The 18,272-nt window shown below is 70.1% G+C and carries 16 protein-coding genes; 7 read left to right on the top strand and 9 right to left on the bottom strand.

What is annotated here, in order from left to right:
* Positions 1 to 11 precede the first annotated feature (11 nt).
* Together MW290_RS08315 and truD are read right to left on the bottom strand one after the other, a co-directional pair.
* Positions 12 to 1,022: a Bug family tripartite tricarboxylate transporter substrate binding protein gene (locus MW290_RS08315; RefSeq protein ID WP_375142730.1), complete on the bottom strand. Its 1,011-nt coding sequence runs from the start codon at positions 1,020 to 1,022 to the stop codon at positions 12 to 14.
* A 103-nt stretch (positions 1,023 to 1,125) separates the two neighbouring features.
* On the bottom strand, positions 1,126 to 2,139 hold the full coding sequence (truD, locus tag MW290_RS08310) for a tRNA pseudouridine(13) synthase TruD (RefSeq protein WP_250194208.1): 1,014 nt from the start codon (positions 2,137 to 2,139) through the stop codon (positions 1,126 to 1,128).
* Positions 2,140 to 2,236: 97 nt separating this feature from the next.
* On the opposite strand from truD, the gene MW290_RS08305 reads away from it, so the two are divergent.
* The 4 genes from MW290_RS08305 (at position 2,237) to MW290_RS08290 (ending at position 6,734) form a co-directional block, all read left to right on the top strand.
* On the top strand, positions 2,237 to 3,577 hold the full coding sequence (locus tag MW290_RS08305; RefSeq protein ID WP_250194207.1) for a sensor histidine kinase: 1,341 nt from the start codon (positions 2,237 to 2,239) through the stop codon (positions 3,575 to 3,577).
* Positions 3,577 to 4,269 (top strand): response regulator, encoded by a 693-nt coding sequence (locus tag MW290_RS08300; protein WP_250194206.1) that lies wholly within the window; start codon positions 3,577 to 3,579, stop codon positions 4,267 to 4,269. The genes MW290_RS08305 and MW290_RS08300 overlap by 1 nt, the downstream gene beginning before the upstream one ends.
* 208 nt (positions 4,270 to 4,477) lie before the next feature.
* Complete coding sequence (locus MW290_RS08295; protein WP_250194205.1) at positions 4,478 to 6,157, top strand: MFS transporter; 1,680 nt, start codon at positions 4,478 to 4,480, stop codon at positions 6,155 to 6,157.
* 262 nt (positions 6,158 to 6,419) lie between these two features.
* Positions 6,420 to 6,734 carry a hypothetical protein gene (locus tag MW290_RS08290; protein ID WP_250194204.1) on the top strand — a complete coding sequence of 105 codons (315 nt, stop codon included), beginning with the start codon at positions 6,420 to 6,422 and terminating at the stop codon, positions 6,732 to 6,734.
* Between the two features lie 38 nt (positions 6,735 to 6,772).
* Here the strand turns inward: MW290_RS08290 and MW290_RS08285 are convergent, their stop codons facing one another.
* The 4 genes from MW290_RS08285 to glf all read right to left on the bottom strand — a co-directional run bounded on the left by MW290_RS08285 (position 6,773) and on the right by glf (position 10,184).
* On the bottom strand, positions 6,773 to 7,921 hold the full coding sequence (locus MW290_RS08285; protein ID WP_250194203.1) for a glycosyltransferase family 2 protein: 1,149 nt from the start codon (positions 7,919 to 7,921) through the stop codon (positions 6,773 to 6,775).
* A complete protein-coding gene (locus MW290_RS08280) occupies positions 7,918 to 8,259 on the bottom strand; it encodes a hypothetical protein (RefSeq protein WP_250194202.1) in 342 nt (113 codons plus the stop codon). Before MW290_RS08280 ends, MW290_RS08285 begins: the two co-directional genes overlap by 4 nt.
* A 210-nt stretch (positions 8,260 to 8,469) precedes the next feature.
* On the bottom strand, positions 8,470 to 9,012 hold the full coding sequence (locus MW290_RS08275; RefSeq protein ID WP_250194201.1) for a histidine phosphatase family protein: 543 nt from the start codon (positions 9,010 to 9,012) through the stop codon (positions 8,470 to 8,472).
* Entirely contained in the window at positions 9,009 to 10,184 is a 1,176-nt protein-coding gene (gene glf / locus MW290_RS08270) for a UDP-galactopyranose mutase (protein WP_250196625.1), read from the bottom strand. The genes MW290_RS08275 and glf overlap by 4 nt, the downstream gene beginning before the upstream one ends.
* Positions 10,185 to 10,327: 143 nt before the next feature.
* Here glf and MW290_RS08265 point away from each other — a divergent pair, with 143 nt between their 5' ends.
* A complete protein-coding gene (locus tag MW290_RS08265) occupies positions 10,328 to 12,715 on the top strand; it encodes a glycosyltransferase (protein WP_250194200.1) in 2,388 nt (795 codons plus the stop codon).
* On the opposite strand, the gene MW290_RS08260 is transcribed toward MW290_RS08265, so the two are convergent.
* Positions 12,639 to 13,214, bottom strand: coding sequence for a GNAT family N-acetyltransferase (locus tag MW290_RS08260; RefSeq protein ID WP_250194199.1), 576 nt, complete (start codon positions 13,212 to 13,214; stop codon positions 12,639 to 12,641). The two genes, MW290_RS08265 and MW290_RS08260, sit on opposite strands and share 77 nt — an antisense overlap.
* Positions 13,215 to 13,268: 54 nt before the next feature.
* Between MW290_RS08260 and MW290_RS08255 the strand changes: the two genes are divergently transcribed.
* Positions 13,269 to 14,252: a Bug family tripartite tricarboxylate transporter substrate binding protein gene (locus tag MW290_RS08255; RefSeq protein ID WP_250194198.1), complete on the top strand. Its 984-nt coding sequence runs from the start codon at positions 13,269 to 13,271 to the stop codon at positions 14,250 to 14,252.
* A 123-nt stretch (positions 14,253 to 14,375) separates the two neighbouring features.
* Here the strand turns inward: MW290_RS08255 and MW290_RS08250 are convergent, their stop codons facing one another.
* Both MW290_RS08250 and MW290_RS08245 read right to left on the bottom strand, forming a co-directional pair.
* Positions 14,376 to 14,888: an anthrone oxygenase family protein gene (locus MW290_RS08250; protein ID WP_250194197.1), complete on the bottom strand. Its 513-nt coding sequence runs from the start codon at positions 14,886 to 14,888 to the stop codon at positions 14,376 to 14,378.
* Positions 14,889 to 14,932: 44 nt separating this feature from the next.
* Entirely contained in the window at positions 14,933 to 15,538 is a 606-nt protein-coding gene (locus MW290_RS08245; RefSeq protein ID WP_250194196.1) for a Crp/Fnr family transcriptional regulator, read from the bottom strand.
* Positions 15,539 to 15,662: 124 nt separating this feature from the next.
* On the opposite strand from MW290_RS08245, the gene MW290_RS08240 reads away from it, so the two are divergent.
* On the top strand, positions 15,663 to 18,173 hold the full coding sequence (locus MW290_RS08240; RefSeq protein ID WP_375142728.1) for a penicillin acylase family protein: 2,511 nt from the start codon (positions 15,663 to 15,665) through the stop codon (positions 18,171 to 18,173).
* Positions 18,174 to 18,272: the final 99 nt, after the last annotated feature.

Here is an 18,272-nt window from a genome sequence, read left to right as displayed (position 1 = left end):
GGGCGCTCCCGTCAGTTGTCGGGCCGCACCTTGGCCCGTGCCAGCACCGGCTTCCAGCGCTGCTGCTCCTGGGCGATGAAGCGAGCATAGTCGGCGGGCGTGCTGCCCACGGCAATCGCCGCTTCCTTCGACAGATGCTCCACCGCCGCGGGCGCGGTGATGGCCTTGGCCGCGGCCGCCGCCAGCATGTCCACCGCACTGGCCGACATGCTGGCCGGCGCCTGCAGGCCGTACCACTGCGTCATCTCGAATCCGGCGAAGCCCTGCTCGGCCACGGTAGGCACATCCGGCAGCTGCGGAATGCGCTGCGGCGTGCCGGTGGCGATGCAGCGCAGCTTGCCCGACTTGATGAACTGCAGCACCGCGGGTGCGCCCACGGAGGCCGCGTCCAGCCGGCCGGCCAGCAGGTCGGTCAGTTGCGGGCCGGTGCCGCGGTAGGGCACGTGGGTGATGAAGGTGCCCGTGGCCATCTTCAGGTACTCGAACGCCAGGTGGCCCGCGCTGCCGTTGCCGGCCGAGCCATAGTTCAGCTGACCCGGCTTGGCCTTGGCCAGGGCCACGAACTCCTTCAGGTTGCGCGCCGGCACATCGTTGTTCACCAGGTAGAGGCTGGGCACCTTGGCCAGCAGCGACACCGGGCGGAAGTCCCGGTTCACGTCATACGGCAGCTTGTCGAAGATGAAGGGATTGACCGCCAGCGTGCCGATGTGGCCGAGGATGACGGTGTGCTGGTCTTCGGCGCGCGCCACCTCCTGCATGGCCACGTTGCCGGCACCGCCGGGCTTGTTGTCCACGTAGACGCTCTGGCCCAGCAGGCGGGACAGCTCCACCGCGGCCGAACGCGCGACGATCTCCGAGCTGCCGCCAGGCGCAAACGGCACCACGAAGCGGATCGACTTCGTCGGCCAGGCCGACCCCTGTGCGCTGGCGCCCAGCGGCAGCACCGCCGAAGCGCCCCAGCCGGCAGCACCCAGCAACGCGCTGCGGCGCGTCATCGTTCCACGTTCCATGCCCATCTTCATCTCCCGATCCTTGTGCGGCCGCCATGCTGCCTGGGGCCAGCTTTCAGGAGGCTGTCGCCGAAGCACCGGATTCATGGGCGTAAACACCAAGGCGGACCGGCCGTCACTCCACCGGCGCGGGCTCTTCCTCGGTGTGCCGTTCCGGCTCGGTGGTCTGCAGGATCTCGTTCAACACCGACGTGGCGTACTGGCCGGCGGGCAGCGAGAAGCTGAGCAGCAGTTGGTCGGCCTGCAGCCAACGCCAGGCCATGTCGGCAGGGCGGGCCACCAGGGCGCGGCGCTCCTGGTCCAGGCCGGCGTGCTCCATGCCGTCGCACAACACGGCATGCCGCTCGGCCACGCCGTTTTCCAGGGCCTGCGCCTGGTCGGTGGTGCTCACGCGGCCCCGCCCCCACAGCGGCCCGGTGGGCCGGCCCGCCTCGTCCATCACGTCGCCCGGCAGCGTGTGGCCCCACAGGCCCTGCTGGATGCGCAGCGCCAACACTTCATTGAAGACGAAGGAGCGCACCGCCGACAGGTACAGGCCCTTCTTCTTCGGGTTGCGCACGCGGATCTCGCGCGCCAGCATCAATCGGCCCTGCTCCACGTTGCCGCCATCGAAGCCAAAGCGCTGGGCGCCGAAGTAGTTGGGCACGCCCTGGGACGCCACGGCCTGCAGGTTGGCCTCGATCGCGCCGCGGTCGCCCGCCACCTCGCGCAGCACGATGCGGAAGTGGTTGCCGAGCAGGTCGCCCCGGCGCAGCTTCTTCACATGGCGGCCCTGGCCCAGCACCTTGAATTCCGGGTGCTGCAACCGCGTCAGGTCGGGCGTCTCGCCCTTGGGCAGGTAGAGGCTGAACCACTGGCGGGTGACGGCGTAGCGGTCCTTGAGGCCGGCATAGCCCACGTCCCGCTCCTGCAGGCCGGCGGCCTCGGCCAGCTGCTGCGCCACGTAGGCGGTGTTGGCGCCGTTCTTCTCGACGTCCACCCAGAGGTGTTCACCCTCGCCGGCAGGCGGCTGCAGCGGCAGCTCGGTGACGACGAAGTCCTCGTTCAGGACCTTGAGCAGGGCGCGGGCGCCGCTGGGCGGATAGGCCCGGGGCCAGGCCGGCAACGGGGTGTAGGTGGCGTCGGTCATGGGCGGGGGGTGGCACCGGCTGGTGGAGGGGGCGGGGCGCGATTCTCGCCCCGGCCAGCGCAGAATCGGGCCCGCGGGTGCCGTTCCCACCCCGACCATGCAGCGCGCCAACGACCCCCTCTTCCGTCAAGTCTCCCGCTCGGCCACGGTGATCGGCCTGTGCGCAGCCGTGGCCTGGACCATGGCGGCGCACTTCGATACGGCCAACGTGATCCTGGTCTTCATGGCCGGCGTCGTCTACGTGGCCGCCACCTCGCGGCGGGCGGTGTCGCTGTGCTCGATCGCGCTCAGCATCGCGCTGTTCGACCTGCTCTTCGTTGCGCCGCACTGGGGCTTCGAGCCATCGCGCCCGCAGGACGTGTTCACGCTCGGCGTCATGGTCGCCATCGGGCTGCTGGTCACCGCGCTGGCCAGCCGGGTGCGGCGCGAAGCCACCGCGGCACGGCGGCGGGCCGAGCGCCTGCAGGCGCTCAACGCGCTGTCGCTGGCCCTGGCGGCGGCCACCGACGAAGCTTCGGTGGCGCGCGCCGTGGCCCACACCTTGCACGAATCGCTGGGGGTGCGGGCGCGCATCGCCACCGCCCAGGACGCCGGAGACCAGCAACTGGGCGAGGTGATCCTGGAAGCGGACGCCCCCGGCGACCCGGCAGCGCGCGAGTTCATCGCCGGAGCGGCCGCCCAGGCCCGGCTGGCGCTGGCACGCCTGGCCTCGGAGGCGCGCAGCGAAGCGGCCGCGGTGCGCGCGGAAAGCGAGCGCCTGCGCAACACGCTGCTGTCCGGCATCTCCCACGACTTCCGCACGCCGCTGACCACCATCGTCGGGGCCACCACCAGCCTGCTGGAGCAGGAGCAGGCGCTGGACCCCACCGCCAAGCGCCAGCTGCTGCACAGCGTGCTGCGCGAAGCACGCCGCATGCATGCGCTCACCAGCACGCTGCTGGACCTGACGCGGATGCAGGAAGGCGCGTTGCAGCCGCGCTTCGAGTGGTGCCCCGCCGACGAGCTGGTGCAGGAGGTGCTGCGTGCGCTGCCGCCGGGCCTGGCAGGCCTGACGGTGCAGGTGTCGGTGGCCGGTGATCCGCCGGTGTGGTGCGACCCGGGGCTGATCGAGCGGGTGCTGTCGAACCTGCTGGACAACGCCGCCCGTTACGCTCCGGCCGGCGGTCGCATCACCATCGGCAGCCGCCACGGGCCCGGCTTCTGGGAGCTGTGCGTGGCCGACAACGGGCCCGGCGTGCCGCCCGGCATGGAGCAGCGCATCTTCCAGAAGTTCGTGCGGGGCGATGACACGCGCGACGGCACCGGGCTCGGTCTGGCGCTGTGCGCCGCCATTGCCGACCTGCACGGCGGCACCATCGGCGTGCACAACGAGGGCGGTGCGGTGTTCACGCTGCGCATTGCGCAACCGGCCCATGGGCTCGAGGAACTGGAGAGGTGATGGCCATGCGCACCACGGTGCTGGTTCTGGAAGACGACGACAGCATCCGCCAGCTGCTGGCGGCCACCTTGCGGGCCGAAGGCCACCAGATCGAAGAAGCGACGAACGTGCGCGACGGCCGCACGCTCGCCAGCAACCGGCCGATCGATGTCTACCTGGTCGATCTGGGCCTGCCCGACGGCGACGGCGTCGAGTTCATCCGCTGGCTGCGCGGTTGGACCCAGCGGCCGGTGATCGTGCTCTCGGCCCGCGTGCACGAAGCGCACAAGGTGGTGGCGCTGGATGCCGGCGCCGACGACTTCGTGAGCAAGCCCTTCAGCGTGGCCGAGCTGCACGCCCGCATGCGGGTGGCGTTGCGCCACGCGGCGCGCACGGCCATGGGCGGCAGCACCCGCCTGATGCTCGGTGAGCTTTGCGTGGACCTGGACGCCCGCAGCGTGCAGCGCGGTGATGAGCGCATCCGCCTGACCGGCACGCAGTGGCGGCTGCTGGAGGCGCTGGCCCGGCATGCCGGGCGCGTGGTCACCAGCGCGGCCCTGCTGCGCGAGGTGTGGGGGCCGGGGCACGACGAGCAGCTGCACTACCTGCGCATCTACGTGCGGCAGCTGCGCCAGAAGCTCGAGGCGGACCCGACCAACCCGGTGTACCTGCTCAACGAAACCGGTGTCGGCTACCGGCTGGTGAGCCGCTGATACCGGCGCTGCGAACGCCGCCTGACGGCGAACTTACAGCCTAGGTGTAAGCCCGCAAGCCGTCGTTTACTCGGCATTTATTCGCTGCTGCTTACGCTGCGTGCCGGACCCGCGGGCCTTCCGGCATCGCGGCCTGTCACTCCAATCAAAGGGCAGCATGAGCACGATCGAAGCAGGCAGTGCGGTGCCGATTGACCGCAAGAGACCCATGACGAAGGAGGAACGCAAGGTCATCCTCGCTTCTTCGGCAGGCACCATCTTCGAGTGGTACGACTTCTACCTGTACGGGGCACTGGCGGCCATCATCGGCGCGCAGTTCTTCTCCTCGTTCCCCGAGGCCACGCGCAACGTGTTCGCGCTGCTGGCCTTCGCCGCGGGCTTCCTGGTGCGGCCCTTCGGCGCGCTGTTCTTCGGCCGCCTGGGTGACCTGATCGGCCGCAAGCACACCTTCCTGATGACGATCCTCATCATGGGGATCTCGACCTTCGTCGTCGGCTTGCTGCCGAGCTACGAAGCCATCGGCTGGGTGGCCCCGGTGGCGCTCATCGTGCTGCGCATGCTGCAGGGCCTGGCCCTGGGCGGCGAGTACGGCGGCGCGGTGGTCTACGTGGCCGAGCATGCGCCACGCGGCCGGCGCGGCTACTTCACCAGCTGGATCCAGACCACCGCCACGCTGGGGCTGCTGCTGTCGCTGATGGTGATCCTGGGCGTGCGCACCCTCACCGGTGAAGACGCCTTCAAGGAATGGGGCTGGCGCGTGCCTTTCCTGCTGTCCATCATCCTGCTGGGCATCTCGGTGTGGATCCGGCTGCAGATGGAAGAGTCGCCGGCCTTCAAGAAGATGAAGGACGAAGGACGCCAGTCGAAGGCGCCGATCTCCGAGGCCTTCGGCAACTGGAAGAACGGCAAGTTCGCGCTGATGGCGCTGCTGGGCCTGGTGGCCGGCCAGGCGGTGGTCTGGTACACGGGCCAGTTCTACGCCCTCTTCTTCCTGCAGAGCATCCTGCGCGTGGACATGTTCTCGGCCAACGTGCTGATCGCCTGGTCGCTGGTGCTGGGCACCGCGGGCTTCGTGTTCTTCGGCTCGCTGTCCGACCGCATCGGCCGCAAGAAGATCATCCTGGCCGGCTGCGTGCTGGCCGCGGCCACCTACTTCCCGGTGTTCAAGGCCATCACCGCGATCGCCAACCCGACGCTGAACGCGGCCCAGCAGAACACCAAGGTGGTGATCGTCGCCGACCCGGACGACTGCTCCTTCCAGTTCAACCCGACGGGCACCGCCAAGTTCACCAGCTCGTGCGACATCAGCAAGGCGCTGCTGGCGCGCAGCTCGGTGAACTACTCGGTGCAATACCAGCCGGGCGCCATTCCGGCCAAGGTGATGGTGGGCAGCACCGAGATCGCCTCGTACGAGGTGGCCAAGCTGTCGGGTGACGCGGCCAAGGCCACGCCCGCGGCCTTCACCAAGCAGGTCAACGAGGCGCTGGCCGCGGCAGGCTACCCGCCCCCGGGCAAGCCGGCGGAAGGCATCGTCAAGCTCGATGGCTTCTTCGACATCTTCAACAGCCAGGCGTTTCCGCTGGTGCTGATCCTGACCTACCTGGTGCTGCTGGTGACCATGGTCTACGGCCCGATCGCGGCCGCGCTGGTGGAGCTGTTCCCGACCCGCATCCGGTACACCGGCATGTCGCTGCCGTATCACATCGGCAACGGCTGGTTCGGCGGCCTGATGCCGGCCACCGCCTTCGCGATGATCGCCCAGACAGGCGACCCCTACTACGGCCTGTGGTACCCCATCGTCATCGCGCTGGGCACCTTCGTCATCGGCATGCTGTTCGTGCCGGAGAACAAGGACAAGGACATCTTTGCCGAGCAGGGCGTCCGGTAAGCCGAACGGGCTGCGCTGCCAGCGCAGCCCGGCTTGTACGAGCGCGCGGCGCGTGCTACGTTTGCCGCCGCTTGTGCAGCCAACAGGAGTACGCGATGCCCAGGCTCAAGGACCTTGAAGCGGGTGATGTCAGACTGACCTCGAGCAGTACCTGGACTACGCCAACGGGCTGCACTCGGACAACGAGTTCGCAATCGACTGGGACCTGGTGTGTCGTGACAAGCCGGTCAAGCACAACGAGGTCAAGCGATGGATCGGCTACATGTACCTGCCGTCGCTGCTGATGTGGTCGTCCAACGTACCCATCAGCCGCTTTGCATTCGACCAGGAGATGGGACCTGGGTTGATGCTCGATGCCAAGGTGGTGACCTCGGAGCAGTTTCGGCTGGCCATGGAAGCCGACAAGGAGCGGTGGAAGCTGATCGGGCCGTTGGAAGAGGAAGCATCACCCAACGACCCGGAGTACAAGACCAAGCTCCAGGAGCATCGCGAGAGGGCTACGGCACTGAAGCAGACCTACAGGCAGCATGCGCCGTTGAAGGTCAACGGCGGTTCGGTCAAGCTCCAATCGAAGTAGCGCCGGGCGGCGGCTCCAAAGAGAAGTCGGTGCAGCCGTCACCCATCAGATCCACGACCCACCCGCCAGCGTGAGGTCTGGGGCTCGGCCTCGGCGATCAAACGCCGCAGGCCGGCCAGGGCCCGCTGCACCGGCTGCGGCCGGCAGGCCGCCAGGCCGCGCTCGGCCCGCAGCTGCTGCAGCTGCTGCCACAGCGCGCCGAAGGTGGCCGCCTGCGTGGCCTGCCGATGCAGCAGCTCCGCGCTCAACCCCAGCACCTGCGCCAGCGGGCGCCAGGCCGCGTCGTCGGCCCGCGCCACGAAGCCGCGCCGCCACAGGCCACGCAAGCGGTGCCGGGCCAGCAACAGGCATTGCAGGTCGTCGGGGTCGTCCACCATCAGCTCACCATGGGCCTGGGCCTGGCGGTCCCATTCCCGCAGCTGCCAGGACAGGCCCACGTCCACCCGGCCTTCACGCCGACTGGAGGTGATCACCCTCACTTCGCAGCTGTGGCGGATGCGGCGATCCGCGCAGCGCAGTGCCTGCACCAGCGCTTCGTCCTCCAGCCAGGGTACACCGGCCGGCACGCCGCCCACGGCGCGGTAGGCATCGGCGCGCACCGCCAGGCTGGCACCGAAGTGCTGGTGGTGCCGCGGCCAGGGGTCGGCGTCGTCGGGGTCCAGCAGGCACTGCAGCTTTTCGCAGGCCAGGCGGTAGCCGGTGTCCCAGCGCTGCCAGCGCTGGGGCGGGTTGCTGCCGGGCTCCGCATCGCTGGCCGCCAGCAGGCGGCCGCCCACCGCATCCGCGCCGCGGTCGATCTCACGCGCGGTGTTGCACAACCAGTGCGGCGCCACGCAGGTGTCGCCATCGGTGCTGGCGATGAAAGCGCCGCGCACCCGGCCTGCCAGCAGGCGCTGCGCGGCCTCGTCCATCAACAGCTTGCGCGCATGGCCGACGTTGGCCTGCTGCGGTGGCAGCTGCACCTCGCACACCTGCAGCTGCAGCCAGGGATGACGCTGCGCGAAGGCCCGCACGATCGCTGCACTGTCGTCGCTGCAGTTGTTGGCCAGCACCAGCACTTCGAAGTCGGGTGGCTCCTGCTGTGCGGCCAGGGCCTGCAGCGTGGCAGGCAGCCGCTGCGCTTCGTTGCGCACCGGCACGATCACGCTTGCCTGCAACCGCTCGCGCGGCGGCGCGAAGCCGATCAACGCCGGCCGAGGACCATGCCCACCAGCACCCCGCCAGCCACCGAGGCCAGCGGGTGTTCCCGCACGAACTGCCGCACCAGGTCGACCATCTCGTGCATGGCCTCGCCCACAGGCAGGCTGTCGAGCGAGGCGGCGGTGCCTGCAAAGTCCGGTTCGTCGCCGGCCGAGGACGAATAGTCCTGGCGCGGGCCGGCGGCCGAGGTGCCGGAGGCAGAGGTGTCGGCGGTGGTGGTGCCGGCCGTGGTGGTGCCGGCCATGGTGCCGGTGCTGCCACCGGGGGCGCCGGCGGGCGCCGGCGTGGGTGCGGGCTTCTGCGAGGAATCGAACGGTTCGTTCACGGGGTGCTCCTGGGGTTGTTGCCCACCGGGTGGGCAATCGCCGTACCCACCAGGTGTCAGCGCTTCAGGCCCAATGCCTGCAGCAGCCAGGCCAAGCGCCTCTCGGTGGTGAACCAACCCGCCAGGATGGCCACCAGCCCCATCGGCGACAGCAGCATGTCCAGCGACCCCACCACGGTGGCGCTGAAGGGCGCTTCCTCGTTACCGGCATCAGCCGGGGGAAGGGGCGGTGCGCAGCCGTCGCGCGATGCCCTGCGTGGCATCGCCCGGCAGCAGCCGCTGCGGCACCTGCGTGAACGACCAGCCGCTGCTGGTGGCATGGATCACCCACACCAGGTCGTAGCGGTGGTCGGGCCAGCGCAGCGGCGCTTCTTCGCGGCCCAGCAGCGCATTGGCCAGTGCGGGCAGCTCGTCATGGCGCCAGCTCACCACCACCGGGCCGGTCAGCAGCCGCAGCACCTGGGCCACATGGGCCACCGGCTCGCTGGCGCTGAAGCGCTCGTCCACCTGCAGGCCCAGCTCCTCGGCCAGCGGCTCCACGGTGAGCCGCGGCCGCGGGCTGGTGTGCTCGTCGGTGGGCCGCGCCGCGAACACATGGCCGGGCTGTTCCACGTGCTTGCGCACCGCGCCGGCGTCGATGGGCGCGAAAAAGCGCACCAGGGCCCCGGCACGCTGCCAGCCGCGCAAACTGAGGCCGGTGTCGGCCTCGTCCTCCGGCTTCTCGGCATGGCGGATCAGCATGATGTGGGTCATGGCGTCACCGGCTCCATGGCTTGTTCCGCCACCGTCTGCGTGGCCGCCTCGTGGCGGACCTTCAGCCGCTTGAACGCAGCCAGCGACTGGCCCACCACCTGGTCCATGTTGTAGTAGCGGTAGGTGGCCAGGCGGCCGACGAAGGTCACGTGGTCCAGTGCGTCGGCCTCCTCCTGATAGCGGCGGTAGAGGGCGGCGTTCTCCTCGCGCGGCACCGGGTAGTAGGGGTCGCCCTCGGCGCAGGGGTATTCGTACACCACGGATGTGCAGGCGTGCTGCTGGCCGGTGAGGTGCTTGAACTCGCTGACGCGGGTGAAACCGTATTCGTTCGGGTGGTTGACCGTGCCCACCGGCTGGAACTGCTCGCGCGGCATCGTCACATGCTCGAAGCGCAGGCTGCGATAGGGCAGCCTGCCGTGGCGATGGTTGAAGAAGGCATCGATGGGCCCGGTGTAGACCATGTGCTGCCACGGCAGCATGTTCACCACCTCGCGGTAGTCGGTGTTCAGCATCACCTTGATGTTGGGGTGCGCCAGCATGTTCTGGAACATGCGGGTGTAGCCGTGCCGGGGCATGGCCTGGAAGGTGTCGGCGAAGTAGCGGTCGTCGCGGTTGGTGCGCAGCGGCACGCGCGCGGTCACGCTGGCGTCCAGCTCCGAAGGGTCCAGGCCCCACTGCTTGCGCGTGTAGCCGCGGAAGAACTTGTTGTACAGGTCGCGGCCCAGCGTGCTCACCACCACGTCTTCCGAGGTGCGCACCTCGTCGCAGGGCTCCGCCACGGTCTGCAGCCACTCCTTCATCTCGAACGAGGTGAGGTTCATGCCGTAGAGCCGGTTCACCGTGTCCAGGTTGATGGGGACGGGCAGCTGCTGGCCGTCGACGCTGGCCAGCACGCGGTGCTGGTAGGGCCGCCACTCGGTGAAGCGCGACAGGTACTCGAAGATGTCCGCCGAGTTGGTGTGGAAGATGTGCGGCCCGTAGGGATGGATCAGCACACCCGCATCGTCGTAGCAGTCGTAGGCATTGCCGCCGATGTGGGGGCGTTTGTCGACGATGAGCACGCGGGCGTTGAGCTGGCTGGCCAGCCGCTCGGCCAGCACGCTGCCCGCAAAGCCGGCACCGACGATGAGGTAGTCAAAGCCCTCGCTGCCCGGGGGCGCCTGCGCGGCCATGAGTTCGATCTGCTTGGTGGCTTTGTCCATCCCTGGCTCCTGCGTGTTTGACCGTCGGGGCGGGCAAGGCGTGTTCCCGGCGCCGGCACGGCACGGCATGCGCCTTGCCCTCCGGGCCGCAGATGCTTGCGCCTGCCTCACCGTTGCCTGCCCCCCAGCCCGACCTGCTCTTCCGCTCGTTCTGGATGGGTGGCTACGAAGGGGCCGACCACGTCAACGGCCTGCAGGTGCCGCAGGACATGGCCATGGCCAATGGCCATCTGCAGCAGCTGGAGGAGGACTACGCCGCCGCCGCTGCGCTGGGCCTGCGCACCGTGCGCGAGAGCATCGGCTGGCGCCTGTGCGAGCCCGAGCCCGGCCGCTACGACTTCAGCCGCGTGCTGCGCAGGGCCGAGGCGGCCCGACGCCATGGCCTGCAGGTGCTGTGGACGGTGATGCACTACGGCACGCCGCCCGGCGTGGATCTGTTCGACGACCACCTCATCGAGCGCCTGCCGCGCTTTGCGTCCGAAGTGGCACGTGTGCTGGCTCCGTTTGCGCTGGAGGCCCCGGTGTACACGCCGATCAACGAAATCGGCTTCCTGGCCTGGGCGGTGTCTGAAACCCGCCTGGTCTGGCCGCCACGCGCCGGCCTGCCGGAGGAAGGGCAAGGCACGCTGCGCAGCGGCTACGAGGTCAAGCGCCGGCTGGTGCGCGCCAGCCTGGCCGCGATGGCGGCGATGCGCGCGGTGGATCCCCGCTGCCGCTTCCTGCAGGTGGAACCGCTGGTGCATGTGGTGGCGCCGCAAGACCAGCCCGAGCTGGCACCGCTGGCCCGCCAGGTGGCCGACTACCAGTGGCAGGTGTGGGACTTGATCGCCGGCCGCCTGGAGCCTGAGCTGGGCGGCCGCCCCGACTGCCTGGACCTGCTGGGCGTGAACCACTACCACAGCGGCCAGTGGGAAGTGGGCACCGAGACCCGCCTGGCCTGGCACCTGCGGGACCCGCGCCGTCGCCCGCCCGCCCTGCTGCTGCAGGACGCCTGGGAACGTTACGGCCGCCCGCTGATGGTGGCCGAGACCAGCCACGTGGGCGAAGGCCGCGCCGAGTGGCTGCAGGACATGAGCGAACAGGCCGCCGCCGCGCTGCGCGCCGGCGTGCCGCTGCTGGGGCTGTGCCTGTACCCGCTGGTCGACCGCCCCGATTGGACCCAGCCGCGCGAGTGGCACCGCAGCGGCCTTTTCGACGTGGTGCCGCCCACGCCCGCGGCACCCTGCTGGCAGCGGGTGCCCCACCCCGCCTACCTGGCCGCGCTGCGCCGCTGCCAGCTTCAACTCCCCCAACCTCGGAAAGCCGACATGCCCACCCTTCTCGTGTTCTCCCATCTGCGTTGGGGCTTTGTCTTCCAGCGCCCGCAGCAGCTGCTGTCGCGCCTGGCGCGTGACTGGCGCGTCGTCTTCGTCGAAGAGCCGATGCCCGGTGATGGCCCGCCCCGCCTGGAGCGGCGCGAGGCCATGCCCGGCGTGGAGGTGCTGGTGCCGGTGACCGGCATCGCGGCGCCGGGCTTCGACGACGCGCAGCTGCCGGTGCTGCAGCCGCTGCTGCAGGCCTGGCTGGCAGCCGAGGGCATCACGCAGCCGGTCGTCTGGTTCTACACGCCGATGGCCCTGCCCTTGCTGGCCGCCCTGTCACCAGCCGCGGTGGTGTACGACTGCATGGACGAGCTGTCGGCCTTCCGCGGCGCCCCGGCGGCGTTGCGCCAGCGCGAAGCGGCGCTGATGCAGCGTGCCGACCTGGTGCTGACCGGCGGCCCTTCGCTGTACGAGGCGCGGCGGCACCGGCACCCCAATGTGCATTGCCTGCCCAGCGCGGTGGACCCGGCCCACTTTGCACCCGCACGGCTGCTGCCCGCCAGTGCCGAGGCCGAAACCGCCCGCCAGCTGCATGCCGGCATTCAAGCACCCAGGCTGGGCTTCTACGGCGTGATCGACGAGCGCCTGGACATCGGCCTGCTGGCCCATCTGGCCGATGCCCGGCCCGACTGGCAGTGGGTGATGGCGGGCCCGGTGGTCAAGATCGACCCGGCCAGCCTGCCGCAACGGCCCAACCTGCACTGGGTGGGCATGCAGCCCTATGCGGTGCTGCCCTACCTGGTGGCGCAATGGGACGTGTGCCTGCTGCCCTTTGCGCTCAACGAGTCCACGCGCTTCATCAGCCCCACCAAGACGCTGGAATACATGGCCGGAGAAAGGCCGGTGGTCAGCACCGCGGTGCACGACGTGCAGGTGCTGTATGGCAACGTGGTGCGCGTGGCCCACTCGCCGCAGCAGTTCGTGGCCGCCTGCGAGGCCGCGCTGAACGAGACCGCCGAGGCGCGTGAACGCCGCGTGACCGCCATGCTCAAGACCGTCTGGCGCATGTCGTGGGACGACACGGTGCAGACCATCCGCGGCCTGCTGGCGCCGCAGGCCGATCTCATGCAGGCGGCAGGCTCAGCCGCATCGGCTGAAATCCAATGCCATGGGCAGCCACGGCTGCGCCAACCGGCATGAACCCCAGGCGCCGATAGAAGCCCACCGCCGGCAGCGAGGCATTGACGGTGAAGACCACGGGCGCGCCGCCGCCCGCTGCGGCAACCGCCTCGTCTGCCGCCAGGGCCTGCCGCCACAGCCGAGTGGCCAGGCCCTGCCCTTGCCAGACCGGTGCCACGAACAGGTGGAACAGGTGCCGCCCATCGCGCAAGGCGATGAAGCCGGCCAGTGCGCCATCGGCTGCCACCGCCAGCGTGTAGCGGTAGCGGCCGGAGGCGATGTAGCCGCGCTGCGCTCCTGCGTCCACGGAAGCCCAGAAAGGCGCCGCTTCCTCCGATGCAGGATCAAGCACAAAGGCTTCGGCCAGTGGGCGCAGCAGCGCTGCGACGGCGGCAGCGTCTTCTAGGGTGGCGGGGCGGTACGTGAGCATGCAGTTGTTCGGGCGGCACGTGCATCGTACGCGCCGGGGCCGGCCAACCCGGCGCAAAGCGGACAGCCGCTGCGGGAGCTGGATAGCCATGGCTTGGCTGCTTGCGCACCATGGAATGGCCTTTAGCCGACCTCGGGGATGCCCATGTGCCGCGACCTGCCCGCCTTGCCACGCCGCCAGCTGCTGCTGGCGGGCCTGGCCACCGCCCTGCCCGCCTGGGCCCAGTCAGCGGCCTGGCCGCACAAGTCCTTGCGGCTGGTGGTGGCCTTTCCGCCCGGCGGGCTGGCCGACGTGATGTGCCGCGTGGTGCAGCCCACGCTGGCGGCGGCGCTGGGCCAGACCCTGGTCGTGGACAACCGGGCCGGCGCTGCCGGCAACCTGGCGGCCAGCGAGGTGGTGGCCAACGGCAAGGACGGCCACAGCCTGCTGGTGACCACCTCCACCACCGAATCGGTCAACCCCGCGATGTTCGCCCGCATGCCGGTGGACTTCGACAAGGACCTGCAGCCGGTGGGCCAGCTGGCCAACTCGCTGCTGTTCCTCATCGCGCGGCCCGGCCTGCCGGTGAACACGCTCAAGGACCTGGTGGCCCATGCCAAGGCCCACCCCGACACGCTGAGCTACGGTTCGGCCGGAGTGGGCACCACGCCGCACCTGGCCGGCGAGCTGTTCAAGCAGGCGGCCGGCATCACGGCCGCCCACGTGCCTTACCGCGGCGCGGCCCCGGCCATCCAGGACGTGATGGCCGGGCAGGTGGACTTCGCCTTCGCGCCCGGCACGGTGCTGCCTTCGATGAAGGCGGGCAAGCTCAAGGTGCTGGCCGTGGCCAGCCGCCAGCGCAGCAGCAGCGCACCGACCATCCCCACCTTCGAAGAGCTGGGCTATGCCGACGTGGTGGCCGACACCCGCTTCGGCGTCTATGCCCCGGCCGGGCTGCCGGCGGCGGCGGTGGAACTGTTCAACCGCGAGCTGAACAAGGCGCTGGCCCTGCCAGAAACGCAGCGCCGCTTCACCGAACTGGGCGCCGACGCGGTGCCGCTGACACCCGCGGCCTACCGCGGCGTGGTGCAGGCCGAAACCCGGCTGTTCCGCGGCATCGTCAAGGCACGCGGCATCACCGCAGAGTGAAACTAGCCCCCAAGCTCGCTGCGCTCGCTACCCCCCGGGGGGGCCGTTCAGTCCCTTGGGGCGGCCCGGCGGGACTGATGTCGCCCCCAAGCTCGCTGCGCTCGCTACCCCCAAGGCGGCCGTTCAGTCCCTTGGGGCGGCCCGGCGGCAGGCCAACGACGCGATGGCCAGCAGAAAGGCCAGCGCACTGACCGCGGTGCGGGCATGGTTGGCCAGGTTCCAGCGTGCGCGTACCAGCGCCCAGTCGGCCGGCAACTGCTGCAGCGACCACGACTCGGTGTAGGCGTTCAGCGGCAGGTTCACCTGCCGCGTGAACAGCACGATGCCGGCGGCATACAGCAGCCCGGCCACCAGCAGGCATCCGCCCCAGGCACCACGCCCCCGCCACGCAGGCAGCAAGGCCAGCAGGCACCACAGCGGCGGCAGGAAGAAGCTGGCGAAAAAGGCGGCATGGCGCACATGCCGGTTGAGTGCCGACTGCACCAAGGCATAGGTGGGCCCGTCCAGGCCCTGCAAGGCCAGGCTCACGTTGCCGCTGTAGGTGGCAAAGAAGCCGGCCATCCAGCCCAGGTTGAACACGGCCATCACCTGGAAGGCCAGGGACCAGCGGGCGGCATGCAGGAGCTTGTTGCGCATGCCGGCACTGTGGCCGCGCGCGCCTCAGGCCGCCTTAACAGCGGTTAAGGGCCGGCCGGCGGCTTGCCTTCGTCCAACAGGCCCAGCCGCTTGCGCAGCCGCGACAAGGACACATCGGTGATGCCCAGCCAGGCCGCCTGGTGGCGCAGCGGCAGGCGCTGGCACCACTGTGGCCGGGCGGCGCGCAAGGCCAGGTAGCGCTGGGCCGGCGTGCACTGCAGGAACAGGTGCTCGCGCCACAGCTTCTCGTCCAGCAGCTGCTGCAGGGCCTGCAGCTGCAGCGCCACCCAGTCGGGCTCATCGGCCAGCACAGCCTGTGCATCGGCCATCGCCAGTGCGTGCACGCGGGTGGGCTCCAGCGCGGCGATGAAGAAGTCGGCCGGCTCGTCCCGCAGCCGCGGCGTCACCGGCCACAGGCACTGGCCTTCCAGCATGAAGTTCTTGTTGGCCTCGGCGCCTTGCCGGTCGAGGTAGTACAGCCGCAGCGCCCCCTGCTCCACCCACCACAGGTGCTGCCAGCGTGTGCCGGCCGGCAGCAGCAGCTGGCCCTTGTCCAGGGTCACGGATTGCACCCGTGCGACCAGTTGCCGCCGCAGGGCGGCCGATGCACGGGGCAGCATCTGCAGCAGTCGGTGCTCCATCCAGCTCATCGGCGCACTCTAACGCCGGGCTTTGGCATCAGGGCCACCCCCGCGTCACTACCAACATCGCAGGCGCCTGCTTTTGCTTAGCATGCCCTGGCGCTGCCGGCCGCTGCCGGCGCGAACACCGAACATGAAGCGGGAGAAGTACGTGGCGCCACATCGTTCGCATGCCGTTCCCGGCCTGCTGCTGTTCACGGCCCTGGGCCTGCTGGCCGGCTGCTTCGGCGGTGGGGGCGGCGACGACAACGCGCGCTACAGCGCCGAGATCCGCCGCACCACCATGGGCGTGCCGCACATCAAGGCCGACGACTGGGGCAGCCTGGGCTACGGCTTCGGGCTGGCGCAGGCGCAGGACAACCTGTGCACCATCGCCGAAAGCTTCGTCACCTACCGGGGCGAACGCGCGCGCTGGTTCGGCCCCGATGCGTTGCTGAGCAGCAGCGGCACCGCCGGCCGGCCGCGCAACCTGGACGCCGACTTCTTCCATCGCCACGTGCTGTCGGCCGAGGCGGTGGCGGCCTTCCGCGGCGCCCAGCCCGCCGACGTGGCCACGTTGATCGAAGGCTTCGTGGCCGGCTACAACCGCCAGGTGGCCGACCTGAAGGCCGGCAAGGCCAGCGGGCATGCCGCCTGTGCCAGCGCAGGCTGGTTGCAGCCCGCCACCACCGACGACGTCTACCGCCGGCTGTACGCCACCAACTTCGCGGGGGGCTACAGCAACTTCGTGCCGCAGATCGCCAATGCGCTGGCACCGGCCGCCGCCGCGCCTGCGGCGGCGCCGGCCCGCGTGGCGGCCCTGAGCCGCCAGCAGCGCCAGGCCATTGCGCGGGCATTTGCGCAGCTGCCGTTGCAGGTGGGTGGTGAGGAAGGCGTGGGCAGCAACATGTATGGCTTCGGGGCCGATGCCAGCGATGTGCCCCTGCTGCTGGGCAACCCGCACTGGTACTGGCGCGGGCCCGACCGCTTCTACCAGGCGCAGCTCACCATCCCGGGCAAGCTCAACGTCAGCGGTGCCTCGTTCCTGGGCGTGCCGCTGGTGCTGATCGGCTTCAACGACAACGTGGCCTGGAGCCACACCGTCAGCACCGCGCGGCGCTTCGGCTTCTTCCAGCTCACGCTGGCTTCGGGTGAACCCACGGCCTACCTGAAGGACGGCGTGCGGGTGCCGATGACGGCGCGCAGCATCACCGTGCAAAGCCTGGGCGCCGACGGCACGCTGAGCGAGGTGACGCGCACGCTCTACACCTCGGAGTACGGGCCGCTGGTCAACCTGGCCTCGCTCAATCCGGCGCTGGCCTGGACGGGCAGCACCGCCTTTGCCATCCGCGACATCAACGCCGGCAACTACCGCACCTTCCGCAACTGGATGCGCTGGTCGCAGGCCGAATCGCTGGAGGCGTTTGCGCAGATCCAGCGCGAGGAAGCGGCCATTCCCTGGGTTAACACCGTGGCGGTGGGCCGCGGCGACGCACGGGCCTGGTATGCCGACATCGGTGCCATGCCCAATGTCTCGCCGCAGCAGGTGGCCAGCTGCACCACGCCCTTTGGCCAGGCGGTGGCGTCGGCGCTGCCGCGCGTGCCGTTCTTCGACGGCTCACGCGCCGCCTGCGACTGGCAGACCGATGCCGACTCGCGCCAGCCCGGGGCCATCGGTGCCTCGCGCATGCCTTCGCTGCTGCGGCGCGACTACGTGGCCAACATGAACGACAGCTACTGGCTGGCCAACCCCACCGAACCGCTGACGGGCTACCCTGACATCATCGGCCCGGCGGGCACGCAGGCCCAGTCGCTGCGCACGCGCCTGGGCCACCTGATGGTGCAGCGCCGGCTGGCCGGCACCGACGGTTACGCCGGCAACAAGGCCACGCCCGAGGTGCTGCAGCAGATGACGCTGGACAGCCGGGTGCTGACCGCCGAGCTGTTCAAGGACGCGGCACTGGCCGCGGTGTGCAGCGGCAGCCCGGCCGCGCCCATCACCCTCTCGGCCGACCCGCTGACCGGCACCGCCATCAGCCCGGCGGTGAACGTGGACGTGGCGCTGGCCTGCAGCACCCTGGCCGCCTGGAACGGCCGCGGCACGGCCGATGCCCGCGGCACCCACGTGTGGGACGAGTTCATGAACCGCGCCCAGCGCCTGCCGGCGGCGCAGCTGTACACGGTGCCCTTCAGCGCAGCCGATCCGCTGAACACACCGCGCGGGCTGAACACCACCGACCCCACCGCGCTGCGCCAGGCCTTTGCCGCGGCGGTTTACCGGGTGCAGCAAAGCGGCTTTGCGGTGGATGCGCCGCGCAGCCAGGTGCTGTTCGCCACCCGCAACGGCGAGCGCATCGGCCTCTTCGGTGGCTGCGGCGCCAACGGCTACTTCACCATTGCCTGCTCCGAAAAGCGCATCGAGCAGGGCGGCTATTCGATGGACGAAGACCCGAACGGCAACAGCTACATGCAGATCGTGGCCTTCCAGCCCGGTGGTGTGCAGGCGCACACCTTCCTCACCTTCTCGCTGTCGGACGACCCGGCTTCGCCCCACCATGCCGACTACACCCGCCGCTATGCCGCCGGGCAATGGCTGCGCGTGCCGTTCACCGAGGCGGAGATCGCCGCCGACCCGGCCCTGGTGGTGACGCGGGTGCGCGAGTAAGGCGGGGCCAGGCAGGCAACACCGGCGGATTCACGGCGCAATCCCGCTGGTGGGCCTGACCCGGGGCGCGTTACGCTCGGCCTTGTTGTCGTCGTCCCC

Source organism: Aquincola tertiaricarbonis (assembly GCF_023573145.1).
In the GTDB taxonomy this organism is placed as follows: Bacteria; Pseudomonadota; Gammaproteobacteria; order Burkholderiales; family Burkholderiaceae_C; genus Aquincola; species Aquincola tertiaricarbonis_B.
The sequence above is the reverse complement of the archived record's forward strand: the minus strand, read 5'-3'. Positions and strand labels throughout refer to the sequence as shown.

What these genes read in the sequence shown, in the direction of transcription:
- MW290_RS08315 (WP_375142730.1), bottom strand. Translation starts at nt 1,022, where the DNA reads ATGAAGATGGGCATGGAACGTGGAACGATGACGCGCCGCAGCGCGTTG.
- truD (WP_250194208.1), bottom strand. Translation starts at nt 2,139, where the DNA reads ATGACCGACGCCACCTACACCCCGTTGCCGGCCTGGCCCCGGGCCTAT.
- MW290_RS08305 (WP_250194207.1), top strand. Translation starts at nt 2,237, where the DNA reads ATGCAGCGCGCCAACGACCCCCTCTTCCGTCAAGTCTCCCGCTCGGCC.
- MW290_RS08300 (WP_250194206.1), top strand. Translation starts at nt 3,577, where the DNA reads ATGGCCATGCGCACCACGGTGCTGGTTCTGGAAGACGACGACAGCATC.
- MW290_RS08295 (WP_250194205.1), top strand. Translation starts at nt 4,478, where the DNA reads ATGACGAAGGAGGAACGCAAGGTCATCCTCGCTTCTTCGGCAGGCACC.
- MW290_RS08290 (WP_250194204.1), top strand. Translation starts at nt 6,420, where the DNA reads ATGTACCTGCCGTCGCTGCTGATGTGGTCGTCCAACGTACCCATCAGC.
- MW290_RS08275 (WP_250194201.1), bottom strand. Translation starts at nt 9,012, where the DNA reads ATGACCCACATCATGCTGATCCGCCATGCCGAGAAGCCGGAGGACGAG.
- glf (WP_250196625.1), bottom strand. Translation starts at nt 10,184, where the DNA reads ATGGCCGCGCAGGCGCCCCCGGGCAGCGAGGGCTTTGACTACCTCATC.
- MW290_RS08260 (WP_250194199.1), bottom strand. Translation starts at nt 13,214, where the DNA reads ATGGCTATCCAGCTCCCGCAGCGGCTGTCCGCTTTGCGCCGGGTTGGC.
- MW290_RS08255 (WP_250194198.1), top strand. Translation starts at nt 13,269, where the DNA reads ATGTGCCGCGACCTGCCCGCCTTGCCACGCCGCCAGCTGCTGCTGGCG.
- MW290_RS08250 (WP_250194197.1), bottom strand. Translation starts at nt 14,888, where the DNA reads ATGCGCAACAAGCTCCTGCATGCCGCCCGCTGGTCCCTGGCCTTCCAG.
- MW290_RS08245 (WP_250194196.1), bottom strand. Translation starts at nt 15,538, where the DNA reads ATGAGCTGGATGGAGCACCGACTGCTGCAGATGCTGCCCCGTGCATCG.
- MW290_RS08240 (WP_375142728.1), top strand. Translation starts at nt 15,663, where the DNA reads ATGAAGCGGGAGAAGTACGTGGCGCCACATCGTTCGCATGCCGTTCCC.